16 protein-coding genes and 1 other annotated feature (1 of these 17 cut by a window edge) are annotated in these 19,123 nt (G+C 40.3%); of the genes, 15 read left to right on the top strand and 1 reads right to left on the bottom strand.

The annotated features are described in order from the left end of the window. Positions 1–142: a binding site (T-box leader), on the top strand; it begins 71 nt to the left of the window's first position. A gap of 60 nt (positions 143–202) precedes the next feature. The 15 genes from ileS to J2S77_RS05495 all read left to right on the top strand — a co-directional run bounded on the left by ileS (position 203) and on the right by J2S77_RS05495 (position 17,150). After that, the gene (gene ileS / locus J2S77_RS05565) at positions 203–2,947 is read left to right on the top strand and encodes an isoleucine--tRNA ligase (RefSeq protein ID WP_306975417.1); all 2,745 of its coding nucleotides are present in this window, start codon (positions 203–205) and stop codon (positions 2,945–2,947) included. 345 nt (positions 2,948–3,292) lie between these two features. Next, on the top strand, positions 3,293–3,781 hold the full coding sequence (gene lspA / locus J2S77_RS05560) for a signal peptidase II (RefSeq protein ID WP_306975414.1): 489 nt from the start codon (positions 3,293–3,295) through the stop codon (positions 3,779–3,781). Beyond that, positions 3,759–4,673: an RluA family pseudouridine synthase gene (locus J2S77_RS05555; protein WP_306975413.1), complete on the top strand. Its 915-nt coding sequence runs from the start codon at positions 3,759–3,761 to the stop codon at positions 4,671–4,673. The genes lspA and J2S77_RS05555 overlap by 23 nt, the downstream gene beginning before the upstream one ends. Before the next feature lie 183 nt (positions 4,674–4,856). Next, positions 4,857–5,396 carry a bifunctional pyr operon transcriptional regulator/uracil phosphoribosyltransferase PyrR gene (gene pyrR / locus J2S77_RS05550; protein WP_306975412.1) on the top strand — a complete coding sequence of 180 codons (540 nt, stop codon included), beginning with the start codon at positions 4,857–4,859 and terminating at the stop codon, positions 5,394–5,396. 140 nt (positions 5,397–5,536) lie between these two features. Further along, complete coding sequence (locus J2S77_RS05545; RefSeq protein ID WP_306975410.1) at positions 5,537–6,883, top strand: uracil-xanthine permease family protein; 1,347 nt, start codon at positions 5,537–5,539, stop codon at positions 6,881–6,883. A gap of 14 nt (positions 6,884–6,897) precedes the next feature. Beyond that, complete coding sequence (locus tag J2S77_RS05540; protein WP_306975408.1) at positions 6,898–7,791, top strand: aspartate carbamoyltransferase catalytic subunit; 894 nt, start codon at positions 6,898–6,900, stop codon at positions 7,789–7,791. Continuing rightward, on the top strand, positions 7,775–9,046 hold the full coding sequence (pyrC, locus tag J2S77_RS05535; RefSeq protein ID WP_306975407.1) for a dihydroorotase: 1,272 nt from the start codon (positions 7,775–7,777) through the stop codon (positions 9,044–9,046). Before J2S77_RS05540 ends, pyrC begins: the two co-directional genes overlap by 17 nt. After that, the gene (locus J2S77_RS05530) at positions 9,039–10,163 is read left to right on the top strand and encodes a carbamoyl phosphate synthase small subunit (protein WP_306975405.1); all 1,125 of its coding nucleotides are present in this window, start codon (positions 9,039–9,041) and stop codon (positions 10,161–10,163) included. Before pyrC ends, J2S77_RS05530 begins: the two co-directional genes overlap by 8 nt. Beyond that, positions 10,130–13,330, top strand: a complete 3,201-nt coding sequence (carB, locus tag J2S77_RS05525; RefSeq protein ID WP_306975403.1) for a carbamoyl-phosphate synthase large subunit — start codon at positions 10,130–10,132, stop codon at positions 13,328–13,330. Before J2S77_RS05530 ends, carB begins: the two co-directional genes overlap by 34 nt. Beyond that, positions 13,327–14,088 carry a dihydroorotate dehydrogenase electron transfer subunit gene (locus tag J2S77_RS05520; RefSeq protein ID WP_306975400.1) on the top strand — a complete coding sequence of 254 codons (762 nt, stop codon included), beginning with the start codon at positions 13,327–13,329 and terminating at the stop codon, positions 14,086–14,088. The genes carB and J2S77_RS05520 overlap by 4 nt, the downstream gene beginning before the upstream one ends. Next, a complete protein-coding gene (locus J2S77_RS05515) occupies positions 14,085–15,011 on the top strand; it encodes a dihydroorotate dehydrogenase (protein WP_306975399.1) in 927 nt (308 codons plus the stop codon). Before J2S77_RS05520 ends, J2S77_RS05515 begins: the two co-directional genes overlap by 4 nt. Continuing rightward, a complete protein-coding gene (gene pyrF / locus J2S77_RS05510) occupies positions 14,984–15,697 on the top strand; it encodes an orotidine-5'-phosphate decarboxylase (RefSeq protein ID WP_306975397.1) in 714 nt (237 codons plus the stop codon). The genes J2S77_RS05515 and pyrF overlap by 28 nt, the downstream gene beginning before the upstream one ends. Beyond that, positions 15,675–16,301, top strand: coding sequence for an orotate phosphoribosyltransferase (pyrE, locus tag J2S77_RS05505; protein WP_306975396.1), 627 nt, complete (start codon positions 15,675–15,677; stop codon positions 16,299–16,301). Before pyrF ends, pyrE begins: the two co-directional genes overlap by 23 nt. 161 nt (positions 16,302–16,462) lie before the next feature. After that, positions 16,463–16,720, top strand: coding sequence for a hypothetical protein (locus J2S77_RS05500; RefSeq protein ID WP_306975395.1), 258 nt, complete (start codon positions 16,463–16,465; stop codon positions 16,718–16,720). A gap of 163 nt (positions 16,721–16,883) precedes the next feature. Then, positions 16,884–17,150 (top strand): hypothetical protein, encoded by a 267-nt coding sequence (locus J2S77_RS05495; RefSeq protein WP_306975393.1) that lies wholly within the window; start codon positions 16,884–16,886, stop codon positions 17,148–17,150. A gap of 148 nt (positions 17,151–17,298) precedes the next feature. Here J2S77_RS05495 and J2S77_RS05490 read toward each other — a convergent pair whose 3' ends face one another. Next, positions 17,299–19,017 carry an Rqc2 family fibronectin-binding protein gene (locus tag J2S77_RS05490; protein WP_306975391.1) on the bottom strand — a complete coding sequence of 573 codons (1,719 nt, stop codon included), beginning with the start codon at positions 19,015–19,017 and terminating at the stop codon, positions 17,299–17,301. Positions 19,018–19,123 lie beyond the last annotated feature (106 nt).

Below are 19,123 nucleotides of genomic sequence, written 5' to 3'. Positions count from 1 at the left end.
ATAACACTTGTGGGAAGATCATCCTGGAGCACCTTTTTTGAAATAGTAGTAGAAAAGGGCGGTTCATTCACGTTACGAATGTTGAGTGGAATGATTATGGTCATTCAACTAGGGTGGTAACGCGAGCTTTCTCGTCCCTTATTAGGGATGGGGAAGCTTTTTTTGTGAACACAATTAAGAAGGAGATATAAGGAGGATTCTCATGAGTTATAAAGATACGTTATTAATGCCGAAAACGGAATTTCCGATGCGCGGCAATTTGCCAAACCGTGAGCCAGAAATGCAACAGAAATGGGAAAATGAAGCCATTTACGAAAAAGTGCAAGAACGGACGAAAGGACGCCCGCTTTTCGTTTTACATGATGGCCCCCCATATGCAAACGGCGACCTTCACATGGGGCACGCCTTAAACAAAATCTTAAAAGACTTTATCGTGCGGTATAAATCGATGGCAGGATTCCACGCGCCATATGTTCCGGGCTGGGATACCCATGGTTTACCGATTGAAGTGGCTTTAACGAAGAAAAAGAAAATTAATCGTAAAGATATCCCTGTACCTGAGTTTCGTGAAATGTGTAAGCAGTATGCGTTAGAACAGCTAGATAATCAGCGGACACAATTTAAGCAACTAGGTGTGCGAGGCGATTGGGATAATCCATACATTACGCTTAATCCATCATTCGAGGCTCAACAAATCCGTGTGTTCGGCGAAATGGCTAAAGCAGGTTATATCTATAAAGGTAAGAAACCAGTCTATTGGTCACCGTCATCTGAATCAGCTTTAGCAGAGGCGGAAATTGAGTATCATGATAAAAAATCTCCATCTATCTACGTTGCATTCGATGTGACGAATGGAAATGGTGTTCTAAATGGTGATGAGAAATTCGTCATTTGGACGACAACGCCTTGGACAATTCCAGCTAACCTAGCAATTGCCGTCCATCCTGAGCTGGATTATGTCGTTGTATCCACGGATCAAGGTAACTTTGTAATTGCCGAAGATCTATTAGAAGAAGTCGCGGAAAAAGCAGAATGGCATGAGTATTCCATTCGTTCTCGTCATAAAGGAAAAGACTTAGAATATGCGAAAGCACAGCACCCACTTTATGACCGTGAATCACTCATTATCCTAGGAGATCATGTGACTACTGAATCTGGTACAGGGTGTGTTCACACAGCACCTGGTCATGGTGAAGAAGACTACTGGATTGGTAAAGCGTATGGTTTAGATGCGTTGTGTCCTGTGGATGAGAAAGGTGTTTTCACTGAAGAGGCGCCTGGTTTTGCTGGCGAATTCTATGATAAGGCAAACAAATCAATTACGGAACAATTAAATGAAAATGGTGCTCTATTAAAACTCGAATTCATGACTCACTCTTACCCACATGACTGGCGTACGAAAAAGCCGACTATTTTCCGTGCGACATCACAGTGGTTTGCTTCTGTTAGTGACTTCCGTAATGATTTATTAGATGCGATTGAAAATGTTAGCTGGCACCCACATTGGGGTGAAACACGCATGTACAATATGGTACGTGACCGTGAGGATTGGTGTATTTCTCGTCAGCGTGTATGGGGCGTCCCAATTCCAGTGTTCTATGCGGAAAATGGAGAAGCGATCATTACTGACGAAACGATTGAACACGTTTCCGACTTGTTCCGTGAACATGGTTCAAATATTTGGTTCGAACGAGAAGCTAACGATTTACTACCTGAAAGCTTTACTCATCCAGGAAGTCCAAATGGTAATTTTACAAAAGAGACCGACATTATGGACGTATGGTTCGATTCAGGTTCGACCCATCAAGGTGTCCTGCAAGAACGAGAAGATTTAGATCGCCCAGCAGATCTTTATTTAGAGGGCTCTGATCAATACCGTGGTTGGTTTAATTCCTCATTAACGACTGCTGTCGCAATTACTGGTAAATCACCATATAAAGGAATCTTAAGCCATGGATTCACTCTAGATGGTGATGGAAGAAAGATGAGTAAGTCACTTGGAAATGTGATGGTTCCGTCTAAAATCATGAAACAGCTTGGTGCAGACATTTTACGCCTATGGGTGGCAAGTTCAGATTATGGTGCTGACGTCCGTGTTTCCAATGAGATTCTAAAACAAGTTTCAGAGGTTTATCGTAAAATTCGTAATACGATGCGTTTCGTGTTAGGTAATTTACATGACTTTGATCCGAGCGTCCATCGTGTTGCTGAAAAAGATTTAGAAGAAGTTGACCGTTACATGCTAATTCGTTTGCAAGAAACGGTAGCTAAAGTACGAAAAGCGTATGATAACTATGAGTTCTCTACAATTTATCATACGATCAATAATTTCTGTACAGTCGATTTAAGTTCATTCTATCTTGATTTTGCGAAAGACGTTTTATATATCGAAAAACAAGATAGCCATCGTCGTCGCAGTATTCAAACGGTTTATCATGAAATTGTGGTAAGTTTAACTCAGTTACTCTCACCAATCTTAGCTCATACTGCAGATGAATTATGGCAACATGTTCCTGGTGTTGAAGCTGAAAATGTTCAGTTAACTGATATGCCAGATGCGCGTCATGTCGTTGGAGAAGAAGAAACAAAAGCGAAGTGGCAACAATTAATGGCCATACGTGAAGATGTCTTAAAGGCATTAGAAGCAGCGCGTGATGATAAGGTGATTGGTAAATCCTTAGAAGCACATGTCACGATTGTGCCTAAAGATGAACAAACACGTGATTTATTAGAGTCTATTGATCATCTACATCAGTATTTAATTGTCTCAGAAGCTTCTGTTGTCGACCATTATGATGCAGCTAAAGCTTATGACCATGTATCAGTTGCGGTTGATCGACATGAGGGTGAAACATGTAAACGTTGTTGGGTATCATCCCATTCTGTAGGTCAACACAGTGACTACCCTGATTTATGTGACCGTTGCGCAGACGTTTTATCATCATAATATGCTCATTCAACGAGCTAACCCTATAGAATCAGGGTTAGCTCGTTTTTGATTGGTTATGTATTATTTAAGTGTGAGATTTGTAAGGTTGAGCACTGAGTTGTTGAATTGTGAGAAGCGAAGGTGGCGACTCCTGCGGGAATAGCACGAGTCTCGAGACCCCGTAGGCCAAGCCTTTGGGCCGAGGAGGCTCGAGCCGTGCCCGCGGAAAGCGTCCACCGATAGCGGATCACAATTCAATAACGGCCATTGACGGAGTGTTTTGATTAACAACATTTATCGTGTTTTTAGTCGTTTTATGGTAAAATGCAAGAGGAAAAAAGTGAATATGGAGGTCATGATGCGTTGATTTATTATATATTAGCTTTATTTTTAATAGCCCTAGACCAAGTTACAAAATGGGTTGTCGTTGAAACAATGAATGTTCGTGATTCAATCGAAGTCATACCAGGTTTTTTTCACATCACATCCCATCGTAATAGTGGAGCCGCTTGGGGTATGCTAGAAGACCAAATGTGGTTATTCTATATCGTAACGTTATTCGTTGTTGGTGTCATCGTCTATTACATGATTCAGTATCGTCATGGATACAGACTACTGAATATTGGATTAGCCTTCATATTAGGCGGTGCAATAGGTAATTTTATCGACCGACTCCGAATTCAAGAAGTGATCGATTTCTTTGATTTTATGATATTTAACTATAACTTCCCGATATTTAACGTTGCGGATAGTGCATTAACAGTTGGTGTTATTCTGATTATTATCTTGATGCTTTATGATGAATGGCAGAATAAGAAAGGTGAAAAACATGACGGAAAAACAACAAATTAAAGTGGATCATACTTATCAAGGAAAGCGTATTGATCATGTTTTAGCACAATTAAATCCAGAAGCTTCTCGTTCACAAGTTCAGTCGTGGGTCAAAGATGGACATGTGGCTGTTAACGGGAAACCAGTTAAGAATAATTATAAGTGTCAATTGGATGATCTTGTGGAGTGGCAAGAGCCAGAACCAGAAGATATGTCACTCGAGCCTGAAAATATCCCATTAGACATTCGGTTTGAAGATGAACATTTGCTTGTCGTGAACAAACCTAAAGGAATGGTTGTTCATCCTGCGTTTGGACACGAAAAAGGGACGCTAGTTAATGCATTATTGTATCATTGTGATGATTTGTCTGGCATTAATGGCGTTAATCGTCCAGGTATTGTTCACCGCATTGATAAAGATACGAGCGGTCTATTAGTCGTCGCTAAACATGACAAAGCGCATGAGCGACTATCAGAACAATTAATGAATAAGGAGATTAAGCGTCAATATGAAGCAATCGTACATGGCGTTATATCGCATGAATTAGGTACGATTGATGCTCCTATTGGACGTGATCCTAATGACCGTCAAAAAATGGCGATTGTCGATGAAGGAAAACCAGCTATTACCCATTTTTCCGTAGTTGAAAAGTTCAATGATTATACACATGTCAGTTGTGAATTAGAGACGGGCCGAACTCATCAAATTCGTATACACTTTAAGTATATTAATCATCCATTAGTAGGAGATCCGAAATATGGTTATCGTAAAACATTAGATACTGATGGTCAGGCGCTCCATGCGAAAACATTATCCTTCACACATCCGATAAATGATGAGGATATGATGATCACCGCAGAGCCACCCAAAATCTTTTTAGATTCGATTGAAAAAATTAAGAGAATGACTTGACTTTTTTCTACAACACGTTAAAATATGTGATAGTGAAGTTAAATTAGAACCTTTAAACGTAGTCCCGTGAGGCTAGTAAGGTAACGTTATAAACATAGTTAGGGATTCGTGTATCTATAACCCCTTTCTCGTTACCTGGAGTAGCGGGGAAGGGGTTTTTTAGTGACAATCGGAGGTGATCATGTGGAAGAAAAAACACAGTTATTAGATGAAGCAGCGATTGGACGTGCGATTAAACGCATATCGCATGAGATTATTGAGCGTAACAAAGGAACTGAAGACTTGGTATTAGTAGGCATTAAAACAAGAGGAACACCTATTGCTAATCGGATTCAACAAACGATCGAGCAAATTGAATCGGTCACCGTTCCAACTGGCGAGTTGGACATTTCGCTCTACCGTGATGATTTAACTGAAATTGATAACCATGATGAAGCCCAGTTAAATCAAACGAACATTAGCGAAACACTAGAAGGAAAAACAGTCATTTTAGTTGATGATGTGTTATACACAGGACGAACAGTTCGCGCAGCAATGGACGCGATTGTTGATATTGATAGACCTAAACAAATTCAACTCGCTGTCTTAGTTGATCGTGGTCACCGTGAATTGCCAATTCGGGCTGATTACGTAGGGAAGAATATCCCGACCTCTCAAGAAGAAGTCATCAAAGTACATTTAAATGAAACAGATGAGCAAGAACAAGTCAGCATATACGAATAATTAAATAGAGGACCTTTAAGGAAGTCCAGCGAGGCTTATAAGGTCGTGAAGTTGCGTGCATGGAGAAAAGTGTACGTATGCCTCTTTGCGATCTTATCGTAAAGAGGCTTTTTTTATAGCACAAAAAGGAGTGGGAGCAAATGAGTGAACAAGAAAAAGTATTAGACGTAAGAGATGTACCGAATAAAGCAAAATGGTTTTGGCTCAGTTTACAACATTTATTCGCCATGTTTGGAGCGACGATTTTAGTACCGTTTTTAGTTGAAATGCCAGCAAATGTAGCGCTTGTGACAAGTGGTATCGGGACATTAGCTTATCTAGTCATTACACGAGGTCAAATACCGGCTTATCTCGGATCAAGTTTTGCATTTATTGCACCAATTCAAGCTGCAAGTGTAGCTGACGGTTTGCCTGGTGCAATGGTAGGTGCATTCTTAGCTGGACTCGTTTATGGTCTGGTTGCGATGCTGATTAAAGTAAGTGGTGTCAATTGGTTACTGAAATTACTACCACCTGTCGTAGTTGGCCCTGTGATTATGGTGATTGGTTTAGGTTTAGCACCAACAGCGATTGATATGGCGATGTATAACAGTGATGGGAATATTCATTTTACATACATGCTCGTAGCACTGATTACATTACTCATCACGGTGATTGGGTCTGTTTATTTCAAAGGATTCTTTAATGTCATTCCAATCTTACTTGGAATTGTGGGTGGTTATCTTACAGCTTTAATTGTAGGCATTGTTCAAACAGATGGCATTCAATCAAGCTTTCAAGCGTTAACGTCCAGTAGTTCATTCGGGGAAATGCTGAATGCAGTGTTTGTGGTGCCAGATTTCATCATCCCATTTGTCGATTATCAACCGCTCGATGTGCTAAGTTTATCAGTTGTCTTTATCATGGTACCTGTCGCTCTAGTGACGATCACAGAGCATATTGGCGATCAAATGGTGTTATCGAAAGTGGCCGAACGTAATTTTCTCAAATCACCTGGTTTAGGTAGTTCGATCTTAGGTGACGGTGTTGCGACGATGATTGCATCAGTTTTAGGTGGACCTCCGAATACGACATATGGCGAAAATATTGGGGTACTTGCGATTACGAGAGTTTTCAGCGTGTTTGTCATAGCTGGTGCAGCTGTCCTAGCGATTTTATTTGGATTTATCGACATCATAGCCGTCCTAATTGAATCTATACCTGAAGCGGTAATGGGTGGTGTTTCCATTCTATTATTCGGTGTGATCGCATCAAGTGGTATGCGGATGTTAATTGATAATCATGTCGACCTCGGGGTTAAAAGAAATCTAATCATTACTTCGGTTATTCTAGTCATCGGAATTGGTGGAGTTGCCATTCCAGTTAGCGAACAAGTAGAGATTCCTGGACTGGCGGTTGCTACGATTGTCGGAATTATATTGAACTCGATTTTACCAGGAGGAGAAAACGCTAGAGGAAACGGTCAGTTATTTGAGGATGAATCATAAAGGGGGAGTATACCATGAATTTATATCAAATGGATGATTTATCAAATGAAGATATTCATAACGTTCTTCAGGTAGCTGAACAGTACAAACGAGGGGAGCGGAATCAATCATTCGACGGGAGAACAGGCACATTATTGTTTTATGAACCATCGACACGAACGAAGATGAGCTTTGATATGGCTTGTCAAAAACTTAATATACCAGTCTTGCCATTCTCCGAGGCAACTTCGAGTGTCACAAAAGGTGAGTCTTTGTACGATACGGTGAAAACGATAGAAGCGATTGGCGCTGACTTTGTTGTCATTCGCCATCCTGATGCAAATTATTTCGCTCAATTAACTGACATAAACATCCCGGTTATAAATGGGGGTGATGGGACAGGCGAGCATCCGACTCAATGTTTGCTTGACTTAATGACGATCAAAGAACAGTTCCAAGAATTCGCAGGGTTAACAGTGACGATATGCGGTGATATTCGTCATAGTCGTGTTGCTAGGTCGAATGCGTTTACGTTAAATAGACTTGGCGTTCACGTAAAGCTATCTGCTCCAGAGGCGTGGCAAGATGATACATTGCCATTTCCGTATCTATCAATCGATGACGCTGTAAGAGATTCTGATGTGATCATGCTTCTGCGTGTTCAAACTGAACGTCATGACAGTCCAGTCAGTTTAGAACACTATTTAACATCATATGGTTTAACGATTGAGCGTGCTAAGCGTATGCGAACTAATAGCATGGTTATGCATCCAGCCCCAGTTAATCGAGGAGTTGAAATTGATTCTAATTTAATTGAAAGTGAAAAGTCATTCATTTTTAAACAAATGGAAAACGGTGTTTATGTGAGGCAAGCAGTGATCGATTTATTACTTAATCAAGGAGGAATACATAATGAGAAAACTGATTAAAGATGTGATTTATCAAGGGGAACTGACGCATGTTTTAATTGATCAAGGTCAAATCGCAAGTATTGGCAATATGGATCCTAATGAAGCCGATTATGTGATTGACGGGCAGGGCCAACAAGTTGCACCTGGGTTCGTCGATTTACATGTGCATTTACGTGAACCGGGTGGAGAACAAAAAGAAACGATTGCTACGGGGACACAAGCTGCTGCGCGTGGTGGTTTTACAACAATTTGTGCAATGCCGAATACGAATCCTATGCCGGACGAGGAAGTTAATCTTGCCTTTATTCAAGATTTGATTAAACGTGATGCTTTTGTACGTGTGCTACCTTACGCAGCCATTACATCTGGGCAATCTGGTGAATCTTTAGTAGACATGAAGCAATTAACTAAACAAGGTGCTGTTGCCTTCACAGATGATGGAGTAGGTGTACAATCAGCTGGCACCATGTTTGAAGCCATGCAACAGGCGGCACAAGTTGGGCAGCCAGTCGTCGCTCATTGTGAGGATAATTCCCTTGTATATGGTGGTGTTATGCATGATGGTGAACGAAACAAGTCATTAAATTTACCGGGGATTCCATCGCTTAGTGAATCCGTTCAAATTGCACGTGATGTCCTTTTAGCAGAAGCTGCACATTGCCATTACCACGTTTGTCATGTCAGTACGAAAGAATCCGTTCGCGTCATCCGCGATGCAAAACAAGCTGGCATCCATGTGACAGCCGAAGTCACCCCCCACCATTTACTACTATCAGAAGATGATATTCCATCAGACGATGCTCATTACAAAATGAACCCACCTCTTCGAAGCGAAGTAGACCGTCAAGCGTTAATTGAGGGCCTAGAAGATGGAACAATCGATTGCATCGCAACCGATCACGCCCCTCACACCAAAGATGAAAAAACGAACGGATTTTTAACTTCACCGTTTGGAATAGTCGGGTTAGAAACGGCTTTTCCTCTTTTATACACTCACTTTGTTGAAACAGGTCATTGGTCAATTGAACAACTGATCGATTGGCTAGCCGTTAAACCAGCCACAATATTTCACTTACCGTATGGTCGATTAAAAATGGGCGCTCCTGCTGACTTAGTGCTTATTAACATAACAAATGAAACCGCCATTGATTCAGGTGAGTTTTTATCAAAAGGACGTAATACACCGTTCAACGGTTATCAAGTTAAAGGTATTCCAACGTTAACGATGATTAATGGAGAGATTGTTTGGCAAAAGGAGGAGGCATATGCATAAACGTTATTTGTTATTAGAAGATGGCTCGATATTTAAAGGGCAAGCGTTTGGAGCCGAATTAAATCATCGAATCGGAGAAGTTGTGTTTCAAACAGGAATGACAGGTTATCAAGAAACTTTGTCTGATCCATCTTATTGCGATCAACTAATCGTCATGACGTATCCTCTGATCGGTAATTACGGGATTAACCGAGATGACTTTGAAACGGTAAGACCTGCGTTATCAGCGTTAATCGTCAAAGAAGTCGCAACCCACCCTTCACATTTTAGAAGCACGATGTCATTAGATGAGTATTTAACACAAAAAGAAATTCCAGGGTTAAAAGGGATTGATACAAGACGACTTGTTAAAAAAATTCGGCAAAAAGGGACGATGAAAGGTGTTTTACTAGATAACTTAGATGAAATGGACTCCTTTTTAGAAACAATAAACGAAACATCTCTGTCAAATGACCAAGTCAAACGTGTGTCAGCCGCTAAACCATATGTGGTCCCAGGTAGAGGTTATCGTGTCGTCTTAGTCGACTACGGGATGAAACACGGAATGTTACGCGAATTAACAGAAAGAGGCTGTCATGTGACGGTTGTACCATATGATGTCACGGCCCAAGAGGTGCTCCAGCTTGAGCCAGATGGTGTGATGCTATCAAACGGACCAGGCGACCCGAAAGACGTTCAAGAAGGAATTGACCTTGTGCAAGGGTTAATGGGTTATGTTCCGATCTTCGGTATTTGTCTCGGTCATCAACTAGTCGCATTAGCAGCAGGTTCTGACACTGAACCGCTGAACTTTGGGCACCGTGGTGCGAATCATCCAGTAAAAGTCGTTGATACAGGTGAGGCTTGGATGACTTCACAAAATCATGGGTATACAGTGTCAGAATCATCACTATTAAATACGTCGCTCCGTGTGACTTATCGCGCGATAAATGACGGGACGATCGAGGGATTAAGTCATCAAGAGTATCCGGTCTTTTCTGTGCAATTTCATCCAGAAAGCGCACCAGGACCACATGATGCGAACGGGTTATTTGATCAATTCTTAGCCATGATGCAACAGACTAAAGAAGGAGGCGTTACCTTATGCCAAAACGAACTGATCTTAAACGAATCCTAGTGATTGGCTCAGGACCGATTATCATTGGGCAAGCCGCGGAATTTGACTATTCAGGGACACAAGCTTGTCAGGCCTTAAAAGAAGAAGGCTATGAAGTTATATTAGCCAATTCAAACCCAGCAACGATTATGACCGATGAAACGGTAGCAGATGTCGTTTATATGGAACCATTAACGGGTGATTTTTTAGCTAAAATAATTCGCCAGGAACGACCAGATGCCTTGCTTCCGACCTTAGGTGGTCAAACAGGTCTGAATATGGCGACTGAATTACATCAACGTGGTGTTTTAGAGGCTTATGATATTGAATTATTAGGAACGAATTTAGAAGCGATTGAAAAGGCTGAAGATCGTGATCTCTTTCGGCAATTAATGCTCGAGCTTAACGAACCGATTCCTGAAAGTACAATTGTCAGTTCAGTAGATGAAGCGGTTAAGTTTGCTGGTCAAATTGGTTATCCGACGATAGTACGACCAGCCTATACATTAGGTGGCACAGGTGGTGGCATGTGTGAAGATGAAGCGACGTTAATCGAAACCGTTCAAAATGGTTTAGCTGTCTCACCTGTGAGTCAATGTTTGATCGAGCGTAATATCGCAGGGTTTAAAGAAATCGAATATGAAGTCATGCGTGATGGCGAAGATCATGCCATTGTCGTTTGTAATATGGAAAATATTGATCCAGTTGGGGTGCATACGGGAGACTCGATTGTTGTGGCCCCTTCCCAAACATTAAGTGACCGTGAGTATCAACTGCTACGTGATGTGTCGCTAAAATTAATTCGCGAGTTAAATATTGAAGGAGGCTGTAATGTCCAGCTGGCGTTAGATCCTAATAGTTTTCAGTATTATGTCATAGAAGTTAATCCACGCGTCAGTCGTTCAAGTGCGCTCGCGTCGAAAGCAACGGGATATCCGATTGCAAAATTAGCCGCTAAGATTGCTGTCGGGTTAACGTTAGATGAGATGCAAAACCCTGTCACAGGTCGAACGTATTCGCATTTTGAACCTGCTTTAGATTATGTGGTCACGAAAATTCCACGTTGGCCGTTTGATAAGTTTCAGGCTGCTAATCGTCAGCTTGGAACGCAAATGAAAGCAACTGGTGAAGTGATGGCGATTGGGCGCAATTTCGAAGAGTCGCTACATAAAGCGGTTCGCTCACTTGAAATCGGGACAGAAGAATGGCATTTACCCGCTTTAAAACAGGTAGAAAAAACTGAATTAGAAAGACGTTTAGCGAAACCAGATGATGAACGGTTATTCGTGTTAGGTGAAGCATTTCGTCGTGGGTATTCAGTAGATACCATTCACGCCATAACCCAAATTGATCCGTGGTTTTTACACAAATTTAATCATCTCATCACAATAGAACTACAATTAGCTAATCAACCCTGGCAAGTTGACCCTTTAATTGAGGCTAAAGAGTTAGGCTTTTCTGATCAAGCCATAGCTCGTTTTTGGGAAACTAGAGAACAAACAGTATATGAATGGCGTCGTGCTCATGACGTTATCCCTGTATATAAAATGGTGGATACGTGTGCAGCAGAATTTGCATCAGAAACACCGTATTTTTATAGCACGTATGAAGAAGAGACCGAATCAATTCGCACAACTCGGCCAAAAGTTGTCGTTCTTGGCTCAGGACCCATTCGAATAGGGCAGGGGATTGAGTTCGACTATGCTACGGTTCATTCTGTATTAGCACTTAAAGAAGCGGGATATGAAGCGATTGTGATTAATAATAACCCTGAGACAGTATCAACTGATTTTCAAATATCCGATAAATTATATTTTGAACCGTTAACGATTGAAGATGTCATGCACGTCATTGATCATGAACAACCTGAAGGCGTGATTGTCCAGTTCGGGGGCCAAACTGCGATATCACTCGTCGATGAGTTAGAGAAGCGAGGGGTAGCGATTTTAGGGACGTCGAAATCATCAATCGATCGAGCAGAAGACCGAGACCAGTTCGATCAGTTATTAGAAGACAGCCAAATTGCAAGACCTAAAGCAGGTATGGCAACAACAGAAGAAGAGGCGAAAGAACTCGCACGAGAAATCGGATACCCAGTTTTAGTACGGCCATCTTATGTCTTAGGCGGACGGGCGATGGAGATTGTTCATGAAGAATTTGAATTGATGAGATATATGAGTGAAGCAGTCAGTGTCCATCCTGAACGGCCTGTTTTAATCGATCGATATTTAATTGGTCAGGAGTTAGAAGTTGACGCTATTAGTGACGGAGAGACGGTGGTCATTCCAGGTATCATGGAACATATTGAACGGGCAGGTGTTCATTCTGGTGATTCTATGGCTGTTTATCCAACTCAACATATTCCGGATTCAGTCAAAGCACAGTGTACCGAGATCACGACTGCAATTGCTAGGGCGTTAAATGTAAAAGGATTACTCAATATTCAATTTGTTTATCATGATGGCGATGTTTATGTGTTAGAAGTCAATCCACGCTCAAGTCGTACTGTACCGTTTTTAAGCAAAGTGACTAGCGTTAAGATGGCTAATATTGCAACCCGCATCATGTTAGGCGAAACGTTAAATGAGCTCGGATATGAGGGTGGTTTATGTGAAGAAGACAATACGATATCAGTTAAAGTCCCTGTCTTTTCATTTGAGAAACTACGTCAGGTCGAGATTACACTTGGCCCAGAAATGAAATCTACGGGTGAAGTGATTGGTCGTGATCAGACATTGGAAAAAGCGCTGTATAAAGGGATATTAGCGTCAGGTTTAAAAGTTCCAACAGGAGGCAGTGTCTTATTAACGGTAGCAGACCAAGACAAATCAGAAATGGTTGAATTGGCCAGAAGATTGACTGCTTTAGGTTTTCAATTGTATGCAACAACTGGTTCGGCACAAGCGATTCGAGAGGCTGGGTTAGCGGTTGAAGAAGTGAACAAGATTAAGGATGATCAGTGTCACATCTTACATGTCATCGAAGAAGGCTATGTTCATTTAGTCGTCAATACTTTATCAAGAGGCAAACAGACAGAAACAGATGGCTTTCGTATTCGCCGTAGTGCCGTGGAACACGGGATTGCGTGTTTAACATCATTAGATACAGCTGAGGCGATGGTAAGCGTGATTGAGTCAATGAGTTTTGCAGCGAGTCCAATGCCAAAGCAAGAGGTTGTGAATGTATGATCGTTGAAGATATGACGATACAGAAAAATGAATGCATTGCGTTAAACACTTTTGAAATGGTGATATCAGGTGAAGAGATTCCGCTTCATATTCAATCTGGGCAGTTTGTTCATATACAAATTGGTGACGGAAAGTTAAATATGCTTCGTCGACCATTATCGATTGCAGATATTAACCGTATCTCACAAACTATTACGCTCATCTATCATGTGACAGGTGATGGGACTAAATGGTTATCTACTCTTACAGAAGGAACCATCTTAAATGTACTTGGCCCACTCGGTAATGGTTTTGAAATTAAACATTCAGAAGGTAATCAAATTTTAGTTGTTGGAGGTGGCGTTGGCGTTCCACCGCTCTATCATTTAACAAAACAATTAGTGAGACACTATCAAGTGACAGTCGTGTTAGGATTTGCGACACGTGAAGCCGTTTTCTATGAAGATGAATTTCGAGAATTAACTAAAACATATATTTCTACTGATGACGGGACTTATGGGCATAAAGGTTTTGTGACGGACGTTGTTAGTCAACTAGACCTGAATTTTCAACATTATTACGCTTGTGGACCAATGCCGATGTTACAAGCTGTACAAGAACAAATGATAGATACACCTGGTCAATTATCGTTTGAAGAACGCATGGGATGTGGAATCGGTGCTTGTTTTGCATGTGTTTGTGAAGCTAAGAATGACAATGGCTATGTGAAAATTTGTCAAGATGGCCCTGTATTACAAGCAAGTGAGGTGATTCTATGAGTTTAGAAGTCACATTAGGTGATTTACATTTAAACAATCCTATCATGCCAGCATCAGGGTGTTTCGGCTTTGGTCGTGAATTTAGCGCGTTTTACGATTTGAACCAATTAGGAGCGATTGCGATTAAAGCAGCTACGGGAGAAGCGAGATTCGGTAATCAAACACCTCGAGTCGCTGAGACATCATCAGGGATGCTAAATGCGATTGGATTACAGAATCCTGGTGTTGATGGAATTATTGAACAAGAGCTCCCATTCTTAAGACAGTATGATGTACCTGTGATCGCCAATATTGCAGGAAGTACACTTGAGGAATACGTCGATGTTGCTAGAAAAATGTCTGAACAGGCCGCGGTTAAAGCATTAGAATTAAATATTTCATGTCCCAATGTAAAAGAAGGTGGCGTGCAGTTCGGGACGGATGCAACCTTAGCTTATCGCGTCACGGAAGCTGTTAAATCCGTTTCTTCAAAGCCAGTCTTTGTTAAACTTTCGCCTAACGTAACAGATATTACGGATATTGCAACGGCTGTCGAAAAAGCTGGAGCAGACGGCCTATCTATGGTTAATACCTTAACCGGAAGACGTATTGATTTACATCAACAAGCGCCGATTATTGCCAATGGGTCAGGTGGTCTATCAGGACCTGCGATTAAACCAATTGCAATCCATATGATTCATCAAGTTCGACAAAAAACAGATCTGCCTATTATTGGAATGGGAGGCATTCAATCAACGGAAGATGTACTCGAATTCTTACTAGCTGGTGCTGATGCAGTCGCGGTTGGAACAGCAAATTTTCAAAATCCGTTTATTTGCGAACGTTTAGTTCAAGACTTACCTGAAACATTACAAGCTTATGGATTTAATTCTGTAAAAGAAGTGAGGGACGCACGATGCAGCCATCAATCTACCTCGCTTTAGATGTTCGAAGCGTTGAGGAAGCAAGATATTTTTTAGAAAACCATCATTTAGAAGGCGTTCCAGTCAAAGTTGGCATGCAACTCTTTTATAGTGAAGGGCATCGTATTATCGATTATTTAAAAAGGAAGCATCATCCGATCTTTTTAGATTTAAAGTTACATGATATTCCTAATACCGTCTATGAAGCGATGCGACAATTAGCACTATATGAGCCATCCATCGTAAACATTCATGCAGCAGGTGGAAGTCGTATGATTGAAGCGGCTAAAGAAGCTTTGATTGCAGAAAACAGTCAATCTCAATTATTAGCCGTCACTCAATTAACATCAACAGATGAGACAATGCTTGAATCGGAGTTATTAATTCAAAAAAGTATGGCAGAAACAGTGCAACATTACGCACATATCAGTCAAGAAAGCGGGGCTGATGGAGTTGTCTGCTCGGTTCATGAAGTACCTTTGATCAAACAATATTGTGGTTTAGATTTTAAAACATTAACCCCAGGGATTCGTCTTGCAAATGGTGCACATCACGATCAAACCCGTGTAGCGACACCTCGTAAGGCAAATGAAGTAGGAAGTGACATGATTGTGGTTGGTCGTGCTGTCACACAAGCTGACGAGCCAAAACAAATCTATCAATCAATCGTAAAGGAGTGGTCCTATGCATCAGCAAACAATAGCTGAACAATTAATTGAGATCGAAGCATTAAAAATTAATATGAACGAACCGTTTACTTGGTCATCAGGTATTACGTCACCTGTTTATTGTGATAATCGTTTAACGATGTCTTATCCAGAAGTTCGCCGACAAATTGCGAGAAAGTTAGCTAACCAAATCGATAGATCACAAGTTGATGTAATTGCTGGATGTGCCACAGCAGGGATTCCTCATGCGGCATTTACGGCGGAGTTGCTAGATTTACCAATGATTTATGTTCGTAGTAAACCGAAAGGGCACGGGTTAGAAAACATGATCGAAGGCCGCGTCGATTTAGGTGATCGTGTTGTTGTGATTGAAGATTTGATTTCGACAGGACAAAGTGCAACAAAGGTCGTCGAAGCCTTGAGGGAAAAGGGTTGTGAAGTGTTATATGTGTTATCGATCTTCACTTATGGATTAGACGTGGCAGAAGAACAGTTCAATCAAAAGGGGATTATTAATACTAGCCTAGTGACATTTGATCAGATCGCCAACTTATTGGTTGATAAAGGTGAAATAAACCAAAATGACTATCATGCATTACTAGAGTGGCGTTATAATCTTATATTAACAAGCTCTGAATCTTAAAGTTTAATTAGGTTAACCAACTTATAAGAACTATTCAGTTAAATCTCTTACAATTCACTATTTTTTCTCTGATAAAGTTTTCCATAATATTCTCAATAAAGGTTTTTTATGGTATAGTGACGTTTATATCATTTATTAGATTTAATTTAGGAGTATATGAGATGAAAAAGATTGGTACAGTCAGTTGGGTATCTTTAGCTTTAAGTATGTTACCTGCTTTTGCTATATTCATGCTAATAAGAGGTTATGAAATTTCGCTATTAGTAATAGGTTTCTTTTTATTTGTATCTATAGGATTTTCAATCATAGCCCTCTATAAGCAGAATGAAAAGAATATCATTCCTTTAATAGCCTTTATTATAAGTTCTGGAATTTTAGCATACCCGATTTTAATTATAGTTCGTTTAGCAGTGGGGTAACTAATAGTATATCGATCAGTTGATTAAGAGTTGTTGGAGTATAATAAACGGAGAAGGTATAAATAGTTACTAGCTATTAGGGGTAACATAAATCTTTTTACATAAAATGAACCACATTGAAGATGGCTTTAAACTAAAGAACGTTCAATGAAGGGGGTTAGAGATGAAAAAGACGACTATAGTAAGTTGGTTGTCATTAGTATTTAGTATCATACCTATTTTCATTTTTATAGCTATGCTGGGAGGTAGAGACATTTCTGAAGTAATGTTATTTTTACCTTTAGTAATCGCTATAACTTTGGCCCTAATTGGGATCACGCGTAAAAATGAGAAAAATATAATCCCAATTATGTCGTTAATTGTAAGCATCGGTGTTGGAGCATTTATATTTTTAATTATAGTTGTTTCTGGTATGAGCCAACCTACTTAAGAAAACTGCTAGCATCATTTATATACTTTATATGACATGAAATTCTCTATATAATTATTGTACTTCATTTAAAAGGAAACACCCGTAAGATTGATAAAATCAATCTTTCGGGTGTTATTTTGATTAATTATTATTTAATGAAACGGTATTATGTCGGCTTGTTTTCCGTTACTTTCATCTGCTCAATCTGTCTTTCATCAGGTGTCACATAGACAGTCTGTTGGTTGTCATATGTTACATAGCCTGGTTTCGCGCCGTTTGGCTTACGGACATGCTTAATCGCTGTATAATCGACTGGCACAGAAGATGAATGTTTCGCTTTACTGTAGTAGGCTGCGATCATTGCCGCTTCTAAAATAGTTTCATCACTTGGATCGCTATGACGAATGATGACGTGTGAGCCTGGAATATCTTTAGTGTGCAACCAGATATCATTCTTATTTGCCATCCGATTCGTCACGAATTCGTTTTGTTTATTGTTACGACCCACAATGAGTTCTGTTCCATCAGAAGCTTGGTAATGGTCAGGTTGTAACCATTTTTGCTTTTTCTTCTTCGACTTTTGTTGCTTTGCTTTCAAATAACCTTCTTCTTCTAATTCATCGCGAATATCTTGCACATCATCTTGTCTTGCTTGTTCAAGTTGTTGAATTAAGCGTTCGAAATAGTCGATTTCTTGTTTGGCTTTCTCGATTTCTACGAGGACGACTTCTTTTGATTTCTTCAACTTTTGATACTGTTTAAAATAATATTGTGCATTATCACTTGGCGACTTGTTTGGATCCAACTCAAGCGTGATCGTTTTTTGTTCTGGGTCATAATAATCCATAACATCGACCGTCTCATCACCTAATTTCACAAGGTGTAAGTGAGCCGTTAATAGTTCGCCGTATTTTTGATAGTCTTCAGCCTGCTCAGCTTTGGCTAACGTTTTTTCTTGTTTTTTGATTTTGCGTTCATTTTTCGCTTTTTCGTTTTTTAAGAAGCGCATTAAATCATGTGTTTGATTCTTTATTCGGTCACGTTCAGCTTTGCCTGCATAATAATTGTCTAGCATGCCACTGACCGAATCGAACGTTTTAGTCTCTTGATCAAATGTGACTTCTGGTAAGACATGAAAATCTTCCTGTTGTCCGATCGCACGTTTAGGTTCATAGTGATGATTAATCAAATGATCCTTAAATGTTTCAAACACGTCGGCATATGCTTGATTATCGCCCAAGTAAGCCTTGCTAGCTAATGCTTTCGTAACAAGTGGTGAACATCCCATTAACAGATTCAACATTTGTCGATCGATTTTTCCTTGGAGGAAATCGAGCTTACGGACAAATGTGTCACCGTCTAGTTGAAGCGGGTTAAGTTTGCCTTGTTCGGGCGGAGCAATATACGTCTGACCAGGTAAAATCGTTCTGTGACGGTTTTGTGCTGGACTGATATGTTTTAGACTGTCTAAAATGACGTTTCGCTCAGGATCGACGACCATAACGTTGCTGTGTTTGCCCATTAATTCGATGATTAAGGTTTTGGATTGTTCATCTCCGATTTCGTCTTTGCTACGAACCTTAATATGAATAATGCGTTCTAATTCAACTTGTTCAACCGATTCGATAAACCCAGCACCTAAGTATTTGCGTAAGACCATACAGAACATAGGTGGTTCTTTCGGGTTTGTATATTTTTCATTCGTTAAATGAATGCGTGCATAGCTCGAATGCGTTGAGATCAGTAGGCTATGATTCTTCCCACCGCTTCGAACAGTTAAAATGAGCTCGCTATCAGTTGGTTGGTATATTTTTTGAATGCGACCACCTTGTAAATTAGATAATTCGTTTGTGATCGCACGGGTTACAATTCCATCAAATGGCATATTTATCACCTCATAGGTTTTCAGTATAGCATGAACAATTACGGATTTTATACCATTAATTAGTTGAAATGTTATTAGTAATAATGCGAGAATATGTTACAACTAA

Origin of the sequence: Alkalibacillus salilacus (genome assembly GCF_030812915.1) — a bacterium.
Lineage (GTDB): Bacteria > Bacillota > Bacilli > Bacillales > Alkalibacillaceae > Alkalibacillus > Alkalibacillus salilacus.
The sequence above is the reverse complement of the archived record's forward strand: the minus strand, read 5'-3'. Positions and strand labels throughout refer to the sequence as shown.